Here is an 8,910-nt window from a genome sequence, read left to right as displayed (position 1 = left end):
GATCACCACCAGCGCGGCGAACAGGTAGTCGGTGCGCGCGTTGGCATTGGCCTCGAGGATGAGGTGGCCGAGCCCGCGCTCGGAGCCGACGAACTCGCCCACGATCGCGCCGATCACGGCCAGCGGCATGGCCGAGCGCAGCCCGTCCATGATCGACGGCAGCGCCGAAGGCACGTAGAGGCGGCGGAAGGTGGTCCACGACGAAGCGCGGATGGCGCGAAAGTGCTCCACCAGGTGCGCCGGCGTCCCTGCCAGCCCGCCCATGGTGGCGATCACCACCGGGAAGAAGGCGAAGAGAAAGGCCATCAGCACCTTCGAGGTGTCGCCGTAGCCGAACCAGATCACCATAAGCGGTGCCAGCGCGATCTTGGGCAGGCCCTGGAACACCACGATGAGCGGGTACAGCGCGCGCCGCACCACCGGGATGGCGTGGATCGCGAGCCCGAGCAGCACGCCGCCGACGGCCGCCAGCGCGAAGCCGGCCAGCACCTCCTGCGTCGTGACCCACGACTGCACGAGCAGTGCCATGCGGTTGGTCCACAGGCTGTCGAGCACCTGCGACAGCGGCGGCAGCAGGTAGCGCTTGATGCCGAACACGTCGACCGACTTTTCCCACAGCAGGCCCAGTGCGAGGAACAGCAGGGCGGGGTCGGTGAAGCGGCGCCACGATTCGGCGCGCGAAGAAGGGGCGGGGTGCATGTGTCTTGTCTCCGGGTCTTTTTATGTGTCGTGTCTTGTCGTGCGGCGCGTTCAGCGCTTGGGGTCGTCGCTGTCTTCGTCCCGGGCCGTGCGCGGCCCCCACTCGGGCGGCGGCACCACGAACCGGTCGAAGTGCCACTGGTCGAAGGCCGCGAGGTCGTTCTTCCAGACGCGGGGCGTGTAGGGTTGCGCGGGCGTGATCTGCACCATCTCCGCATAGAACTCGCAGTAGTTGCCGTCGGGGTCCTTGAACACGAGGAACAGGTTCTCGCCGGGCCCGTGCTTGCCGATGCCGCGCACGATGTCGATGCCCTGCGCCTGCAGGTAGCGCGCGGCGTCCTCGATCTCGGCCAGCGAGCCGAGCTGGTAGGCGAAGTGCTCCAGCCCGGGCCGTCCCGGCACGTAGGTGGCAGCATGCTGCGGGTCGCCGGGCGCAATCTGCGCCAGCGCCAGGTCGTGGTGGTCGTTCCCGCAGCGCAGGAAGGCCATCTGGTCCTCGATGTGGTCGGACACTTCCAGCCCGACGATCTCGGTGTAGAAGCGCACGGAGGCCTTCAGGTCGCGCACGTTGAGCACGACGTGCCCGAGGCGCTGGGGACGGGGGCGTTGAACCATCGGTATTGCTCCCGCGCTCATGGTGCGAGCAGGTCGTTGCTGTACGCGTCCTGCGGCTTCACCTTGCCGCCGAGGCCGAAGGCCTTGTCGACGAACTGCACGGTGGCGCGCATGCGGTCATCGCGCAGGTGGCCCAGCCCCTTGGCCTTGGCTGCCGGGTCGACCAGCAGGTCGTTCATGTCCTTGATCTGCGCCAGCGCCACGGCACGGTCGGTGGTGGGAAACATCTTCACCATGAGATCGGCTGCCTGCTCGGGGTTGGCCATGGCGAATTCGTAGCCGCGGTACGAGGCGCGCAGGAACTTCTTCACCACCTCGGGGCGCTTCCTGATCAGGTCTTCGCTGGCCGCGAAGCCGCTGCCGTAGGCGTCCAGTCCGAAGTCGCTGTACTCGATCCAGCCGAGCGTCACGCCCGCGGCGTTGGCCTGCTTTTGGGTGACGGCGCGGTTGCTCCCGCGCCAGCATTCGGCCAGGTCGACCTTGCCTTCGATCAGCGAGGCGTCGACCACGGCGGGGTCCATGCGCAGCAGGCGGATGCTGTCCTTGGGCTGGCGGTTCAGCTCCAGCCAGGCGGGCACGACGTTGTGCACCGGCGAGGCCGAGCCGCCGCCCAGGCGCAGGCCCTTCATGTCGGCCGGCGTCTTGGGCTGGTGGCGCTTGGTGTCGAAACAGATGCCGGCGGGCCAGCGTGTGTTGATGGCGCCGATCATGCGGATCTTGCCGCCGTTGGCGCGGTTGAGCACGAGGCTGATCGGGTCGACGTAGCCGAACTCGAACTGCCCCTGGTCCAGCTCGTTGGCGGTGCGGTTGCCGCCGTAGCCGCGCACGATGGCGGTGTCCAGGCCCAGCTCGCGGAAGTAGCCCTGCGCCTGCGCGACGATCACGCCCACCGAGCTGCCCTGCGGCAGCCAGGCCATGTTGTAGGTGACCTTCTCCTGGGCGAACGCGGGGGGCGCGCCGGCCAGCAGCGCGCTGAAGGCGAGGCCGGTCAGTGCGCGCGCGATCGCGGCGAATCCTCTGCGGGTGGGTTGCATGTCGTTGTCTCCATACCTTGTTGTGATGCGAAAGAACGGGGCCGTGGCCCCGCCGTGGCGGCGCTCAGACGCGCTCTGCCTGCACTTGATTGGAAAGCCGTCCGATGCCCTCGATGCTCGCCACCAGCCGGTCGCCCGGCTTCAGGTAGATACCCCGACCCATGCCCACGCCGGTGGGCGTGCCGGTGGCGATCACGTCGCCGGGTTCGAGCGTGACGATGGTCGACAGGTAGGCGATCTGCTCGCGCACCGTCCAGATCATGTTGGCCGTGCTGTCCTGCTGCATGGGCTCGTCGTTCACGTCCAGGCGCATCTGCACGGCCTGCGGGTCGGGGATCTGCCAGGCGGGCACCAGCCACGGGCCGATGGGCGCGAAGGTGTCGTGGCACTTGCCCTGGAACCAGTCGTGCTTGAACGGGTAGTCGCCGCGGATGTTGAGGTCACGCGCCGAGATGTCGTTGACGATCGTGTAGCAGGCCACGGCGTCGAGTGCGTCCTCGACCGACACGCGGCGGCAGCGCTTGCCGATCACGGCGGCGAGTTCGACCTCCCAGTCGAGCTTGCTGGTTTCGGGCGGCATCTGGATCGTCTCGCCGTTGCCGATCACCGTGTTCGAGAGCTTCAGGAACATGTACGGCTTGCTCTGCGACTTGGCCGCCAGCACGGTGCCCATTTCGTTGGCGTGCGAGGCGTAGTTCGAGGCGGCGCAGAAGATGCGGCTCGGCACGAAGGGCGCAGCCACGGCCGCGGCGCCGTCGGCCACCGGCCGGATCGCGCCCGAGGCGGCCAGCGCGGCGGCGATGGGCGTGGCGTCGCGCAGCCAGGCCTGGGCGTTCGCCCAGTCGCCGAGCATGGCTTCGACGCCTTGCGTGACCCAGGTTTCGGGCAGCGGCGGCAGGCCGGCCGCGCGGGCCGCCTCCAGGTCGTACAGCTGGCTGTCGATCACCAGGGCGGGGGCAAGCCCGCCGGCGCGGCGGTAAGTGGCGAGCGCGATCCAAGACATTCGATTGACTCCTCTTTTGTAGGTGGGTTGGAATCCGCGACGGGTGTTTTGCATTCAGTGTCTGCGAATTGTGTGCAATTTTATGTTTTGGTGTTCAAGAACGTCAAGGGTTTGTCGCGGCATGCCTGAAACGGGCGTGCGGACGCATGCCGCGGCCGGCCTGCGCCGGGAGCGGCGGGCCGGGGCGGGCAGCGGAAACGGGAGGGAGAGGGCGCGGCAGCCGCGTCAGGCGGCGGCGTTGGAAGACGGGGTGCGGGAGGCGCTGCCGTCGAAGTGCTGCAGCACGTTCATCGCCGAGTTGGCCGCATGGCTGTGCATGGCGGCGGCGGCGGCGTCACCGTCGTGCGCCAGCAGGGCGGCAACGAGGGCTTCGTGCTCAACATGGGAATGCTGCAGGCGGTTTTCCGTCGTGAAGAAGCCTTGCGAGCGGAAGGGGGCAAGGCGCTGCCGCAGGCTCAGTGCGAGGTCCTGCAGCGTCTTGTTGCGGGCGCCGGCGTAGATCAGCGCGTGGAATTCCTCGTTCAGCGCGGCGTAGGCCTTGGCGTCGCCCTCGGCGGCTGCGCGCCCGGCTTGCTGATGAACGAACTCGATGCGCTTGCGCTCCGACGGCGCGGCGCGCAGCGCACACAGCTTGGCGCACAGGGCTTCCAGTTCGCCGGAGGCTTCGAACAGGCCGTCGAGGTCGGCGGGCGCCATCGTCGCCACCGAGAAGCCGCGGCGCGGCAGGTGCTCGATCAGCCGGGTCGAGGCCAGCTGCCGCAGCGCATCGCGCACCGGGCTGCGCGAGACGCCGAAGCGCGTCGCGATCGTCTGTTCGTCCAGGCGTTCGCCCGGTTGGAAACGGCGCAGCACGATTTCCTCGGCCAGGCGGTCCGAGATGGTCTGGGACAGCGTTTTTCCAGGCTCGTTTTCCATGGTTTGCTTCTTCGGGGGCGTGCCGCCCACGTGGCGTGGGACGACATATTGTCGACAAAATTTAATTGTCGCATGCAATAACGCCGACCCAAACGCCCCAGGCGGGCGTGCGCCTCAGACCCCCAGCGGCAAGCGCGCGCTGCTCTTCACCTCTTCCATCACCGCATACGTGCGCGTCTCGCGCACCCCGGGCAGCTGCCACAGCACGGTGCCGGCGAACTCGCGGTAGGCGGCCATGTCGGCCATGCGGGTCTTGAGGAGGTAGTCGAAGCCGCCGGCGACCATGTGGCATTCCATGATCTCGTCGCGCACCTGCACGGCGGCCTTGAACTGGTCGAAGACGTTGGCGGTGGTGCGGTCGAGCAGGACCTCGACGAACACGGTGAAGCCGCGACCCAGCTTGTAGGGGTCGAGGCGGGCCTCGTAGCCCAGGATGAAGCCGTCGCGCGTGAGGCGCTGCACGCGCGCCAGCACGGCGGTGGGGGAAAGCGCGACCGCCTCCGCCAGCTTGAGGTTGGTGATGCGGCCGTCTTCCTGAAGGATCTTCAGCAGGCGCAGATCGATGCGGTCCAGATCAAGCATTCGAGGATTATCCGGCGCACACATCGATCGACTGCAAGAAATGCGGCCTATTTGCCACAGCCATAGGAGATAGAACCAAGGAAATGCCGTTGGACTACCCTTTCGCAGTCATTTGAACTACCGAAAGCCGTGGGTCACCGCATTCAGCGCACCGTGGTCGATCCGGGTGCGGCAGCCTGGCGGCCCGAGAGCTGGTCGACCAGCGCGCCGTAGGCCGGGCCTTCGCGCAGCTTGGTGTAGGCGGCCTGGGCTTCGCGGTAGCCGGGGCGCGACGTGTCGGCGCCGGCTTCGCCCGACTGCTGGGCGGCCAGGCCCGAGCGGATCCACAGCTGCGTGTCGGCGGCCACGGCGGCGCGGCTGTTGGCCGAGACCACGACCGGCTCCTGGCCCATGTTCTCGTTGTAGCCCTGGGTGGGTGCGGTCTTCAGCCACTGCTGGGCGTCGGCCGTCACGGCGGCGCGTGTCGTCGACGACGCGAAGGGGGCAGGACGCGGGTCGCCTTCGGCGTAGTTGCCGGCAAAGCTCGGCGCGGCGGCCAGGCCCAGCAGGGCGGCGACGGCGGCGGTGTTCAGAAGGCGGGTGGTGGCAGACAGCTTCATGTTCGTTCACTCCTTGAGGTGGTTGCTTGGTTGGTGAGAACGACTGTACGAAGCGCATCCACGCGACCGATAACGGGTAGATGACGGTTTTGTCATGTGCGTATCCACCTGCATCGGGCCGCGCCGAGAGGGACCGCAAGGGGCCTTCCAACTTCTCTTGCATAACCGCCATCGCGGCATGCATAAGCCATGGCGCGCGGCCCTCAGTCGGAATATCGTTGCGCCCATCCATTCCAACCAAGGGAATCTTCCATGAACGAGAAACTCTCCTTCGTCAATCCGACGGCCAACAGCCCCTGGGGCACCTACCTGTCGCAGGTCGATCGCGTCGTGCCGTACCTCGGCCCGCTGGCGCGCTGGGTCGAAACCCTCAAGCGCCCCAAGCGCGCGCTGATCGTCGACGTGCCGATCGAGATGGACAACGGCACCATCGCCCACTTCGAGGGCTACCGCGTGCAGCACAACATGAGCCGCGGCCCGGGCAAGGGCGGCGTGCGCTTCCACCCCGACGTCACGCTCGAAGAAGTGATGGCGCTGTCGGCCTGGATGACCATCAAGACCGCCGCCGTCAACCTGCCGTACGGCGGTGCCAAGGGCGGCATCCGCGTCGACCCGAAGAAGCTGTCGCTGCAGGAGCTGGAGAAGGTCACGCGTCGCTACACCAGCGAGATCGGCATCATCATCGGCCCGCACACCGACATCCCCGCGCCTGACGTGAACACCAACGCGCAGATCATGGCGTGGATGATGGACACCTACTCGATGAACGTCGGCGGCACCGCCACCGGCGTGGTCACCGGCAAGCCGCTGCACCTGGGCGGCTCGCTGGGCCGCGTGAAGGCCACCGGCCGCGGCGTGTTCGTCACCGGCCGCGAAGCGCCCCGCCGCCTGGGCATGGACCTGCGCGGCGCGCGCATCGCGGTGCAGGGCTTCGGCAACGTGGGCTCGGTCGCGGCCGAACTCTTCGTCGAAGCAGGCGCCAAGATCGTCGCGGTGCAGGACCACACCGGCACCATCGTGAACACCAACGGCCTCGATCTGACCCAGCTGGTGCCCATCTCGCGCACCGACGGCGTGGTCGGCTTCAAGGCCGGCGGCGACATCGTGCCGAACGAAGACTTCTGGGACGTGACCTGCGACATCCTGATCCCCGCCGCCCTCGAAGGCCAGCTCACGGCCGAGCGCGCCAAGAAGACCACCGCCAAGCTGGTGCTCGAAGGCGCCAACGGCCCGACGGTGCCCGAGGCGGACGACATCCTGGCCGAGCGCGGCGTGCTGGTCGTGCCCGACGTGATCTGCAACGCCGGCGGCGTGACGGTTTCGTACTTCGAATGGGTGCAGGACTTCTCGTCCTTCTTCTGGGACGAGGACGAGATCAACGTGCGCCTGGATCGCATCATGATGAACGCGCTCAACCAGATCTGGGACACGGCCGACAAGCACAAGATCCCGCTGCGCACCGCCACCTACGCGGTGGCCTGCGAGCGCATCCTGATGGCGCGCCAGGAACGCGGTCTGTACCCCTGACGCGATCTCCGGGGCTTGCAAGGCCTTTCGGGAACCCCCGGCCTGCCGGGGGCTCGAAGCGAAGCCGCCGGTTGGTTAGCATCCGGTGTCCTTCCCGCCCTGCCATGCCCCCCACCTCTTCTGCTGCTTTCTTCTCTTCGCCGGCCCGCGTGCCGGCGTTTCTGTTCCCGGGCTTGCTGTCGGCCCTGTTGCTGGCCGGCTGCGGCAGCTTCGGCACGGGCCAGGCCTACGAGCCCGAAGACTTCGACTCGACCACCACCCACACGCGCAACTACGCCGCCAGCGAGGCCCAGACCTGCGAGGCGGCGCGCCGTGCGCTGCTGAGCCAGGGCTACATGGTCACGGCCGCCAACGCCGACCTCGTGACCGCGCGCAAGAGCTTCCAGCCCGCGGCCGAAACGCATGTCGAGGTCGAGTTCCGCGTGGTCTGCGCGCGCGAAGGGGGCGCCGGCAGCGCCTCGGGCGGCCGCAGCACCGTGGCCTTCGCAACCGCATTGCAGGACCGCTACGGCCTGAAGAAGGGCAGCAACTCGGCCAGCCTGGGCGTGGGCGCCATCGGCTCGCTCTCGCTGCCCTTCGGCGGCAGCAACGAGGCGATGGTCAAGGTGGCGAGCCAGACGCTCACCGACGAACGCTTCTACGACCGCTTCTTCACGCTGGTCGAGCGCTTCCTGCAGGGCGGCGGCCCCGACATGCCGGCCGATGCTGAAGACGCACCGAAGCCCGCCACGCGCCCCGCGGCCACCACCTTCCCGGTGGCGCCGTCGCCGAACCGCGGCTGAACAGGCCGGGCGCTCAGCGCACCAGCGTCGACTTGCCGAACAGGCTCTCGATCAGCTCCACCGCCACCTCGGCCGTCTGGTTGCGCACGTCGAGCGCGGGGTTGAGCTCCACCACGTCGACCGAGCCGAGCCGGCCCGTGTCGGCGATCATTTCCATGCACAGCTGCATCTCGCGGTAGGTCGGCCCGCCGCGCACGCCCGTGCCCACGCCGGGCGCGTCGGCCGGGTCGAGGCAATCGAGGTCGAAGCTCACGTGCAGGTGGGTGTCTTCGTCCACGTCCTGCAGCGCCTCGGTCATGGTGGTGCGCATGCCGTTCTCGTCGATGTGGCGCATGTCGAACACGTGCAGGCCCAGCGTGCGGATCGCTTCCTTCTCGTCGGCGTCGACGCTGCGGATGCCGATGAAGCGGATGGCGTCGTGCGCCAGCGCCGCGGGCTCGCCGCTCCAGCCCGTGAGGTCCGCCGGCCCGTGGCCCAGCAGGCACGACACCGGCATGCCGTGCAGGTTGCCGCTGGGGCTCGTGGTCTCGGTGTTGACGTCGGAATGCGCGTCCAGCCACAGCACGCGCAGCTTCTTGCCGCGTTTTCGCGCATGCCAGGCCACGGCGCTGATGGAGCCGATCGCCAGGCAATGGTCGCCGCCCAGCATCACCGGCACGTGGCCGGCGCCCAGCGCGGTGTCGACGGCGGCGTAGACCGAGCGGTTCCAGGCGATCACCTCGGGGAGGTGGCGCAGCCCGTTGGCTGGCGGTGCCCACGGCGTGGCCGGACCCGCGAGGTTGCCGCGGTCGAGCACCGTGAAGCCCTGGCCCGCCAGCGCCTCGGCCAGGCCGGCCACGCGCAGCGCGTCGGGGCCCATGCCCGCGCCGCGCACGCTGGCGCCGATGTCGGTCGGCGCGCCGATCAGTTCGAGGGTGGTGGTCCCGGTGCTGCTGCTGTTCATGTCGGTCTCCCGATGTGGTGCCAGAGGTAGGCGTAGCCGAGCGCATCCATGAAGGCGGACGCCTTGTTGTCCGCGGCGGCGCTGTGGCCGCCTTCCATGTTCTCGTAGAAGCTGCTGTCGTGCCCCTGTGCGAGCAGCTTCGCGTGCATCTTGCGCGCATGCACGGGCCCCACGCGGTCGTCGCGCGTGGAGGTGGTGAAAAGGGCGGGCG

Annotated in this window: 11 protein-coding genes; 2 read left to right on the top strand and 9 right to left on the bottom strand. The window is 68.5% G+C overall.

The window, feature by feature from the left end; all coding sequences use genetic code 11:
* The 7 genes from AC07Y4_RS32110 to AC07Y4_RS32080 form a co-directional block, all read right to left on the bottom strand.
* Nucleotides 1–699, bottom strand: a 699-nt coding sequence (locus AC07Y4_RS32110; protein WP_495275640.1) for an ABC transporter permease, incomplete at its 3' end; no start/stop codon positions are given.
* 51 nt (nt 700–750) lie between these two features.
* Nucleotides 751–1,314, bottom strand: coding sequence for a VOC family protein (locus AC07Y4_RS32105; RefSeq protein WP_159274676.1), 564 nt, complete (start codon nt 1,312–1,314; stop codon nt 751–753).
* 17 nt (nt 1,315–1,331) lie between these two features.
* Nucleotides 1,332–2,348, bottom strand: a complete 1,017-nt coding sequence (locus AC07Y4_RS32100; RefSeq protein WP_487847376.1) for an ABC transporter substrate-binding protein — start codon at nt 2,346–2,348, stop codon at nt 1,332–1,334.
* A gap of 64 nt (nt 2,349–2,412) precedes the next feature.
* Nucleotides 2,413–3,351: a fumarylacetoacetate hydrolase family protein gene (locus tag AC07Y4_RS32095; RefSeq protein ID WP_487847375.1), complete on the bottom strand. Its 939-nt coding sequence runs from the start codon at nt 3,349–3,351 to the stop codon at nt 2,413–2,415.
* Between the two features lie 225 nt (nt 3,352–3,576).
* Nucleotides 3,577–4,266 carry a GntR family transcriptional regulator gene (locus AC07Y4_RS32090; protein WP_487847374.1) on the bottom strand — a complete coding sequence of 230 codons (690 nt, stop codon included), beginning with the start codon at nt 4,264–4,266 and terminating at the stop codon, nt 3,577–3,579.
* A gap of 114 nt (nt 4,267–4,380) precedes the next feature.
* On the bottom strand, nt 4,381–4,848 hold the full coding sequence (locus tag AC07Y4_RS32085) for an Lrp/AsnC ligand binding domain-containing protein (RefSeq protein ID WP_062478450.1): 468 nt from the start codon (nt 4,846–4,848) through the stop codon (nt 4,381–4,383).
* A gap of 143 nt (nt 4,849–4,991) precedes the next feature.
* Nucleotides 4,992–5,447, bottom strand: a complete 456-nt coding sequence (locus AC07Y4_RS32080; protein WP_095950083.1) for a hypothetical protein — start codon at nt 5,445–5,447, stop codon at nt 4,992–4,994.
* A gap of 252 nt (nt 5,448–5,699) precedes the next feature.
* Between AC07Y4_RS32080 and AC07Y4_RS32075 the strand changes: the two genes are divergently transcribed.
* Together AC07Y4_RS32075 and AC07Y4_RS32070 are read left to right on the top strand one after the other, a co-directional pair.
* Nucleotides 5,700–6,974 carry a Glu/Leu/Phe/Val family dehydrogenase gene (locus AC07Y4_RS32075; RefSeq protein ID WP_495275639.1) on the top strand — a complete coding sequence of 425 codons (1,275 nt, stop codon included), beginning with the start codon at nt 5,700–5,702 and terminating at the stop codon, nt 6,972–6,974.
* Nucleotides 6,975–7,078: 104 nt separating this feature from the next.
* Complete coding sequence (locus tag AC07Y4_RS32070) at nt 7,079–7,756, top strand: DUF2242 domain-containing protein (RefSeq protein WP_487847373.1); 678 nt, start codon at nt 7,079–7,081, stop codon at nt 7,754–7,756.
* Nucleotides 7,757–7,769: 13 nt separating this feature from the next.
* On the opposite strand, the gene rocF is transcribed toward AC07Y4_RS32070, so the two are convergent.
* Nucleotides 7,770–8,699, bottom strand: a complete 930-nt coding sequence (gene rocF / locus AC07Y4_RS32065; RefSeq protein ID WP_487847372.1) for an arginase — start codon at nt 8,697–8,699, stop codon at nt 7,770–7,772.
* The coding region (locus AC07Y4_RS32060; RefSeq protein ID WP_495275638.1) for a prolyl oligopeptidase family serine peptidase at nt 8,696–8,910 on the bottom strand (215 nt) is incomplete at its 5' end. The genes rocF and AC07Y4_RS32060, both read right to left, overlap by 4 nt.

Source organism: Variovorax sp. GW460-12-1-14-LB1 (assembly GCF_059423605.1).
Note: the sequence above shows the minus strand (reverse complement) of the source record. Positions and strands in the feature narration are given on the sequence as shown.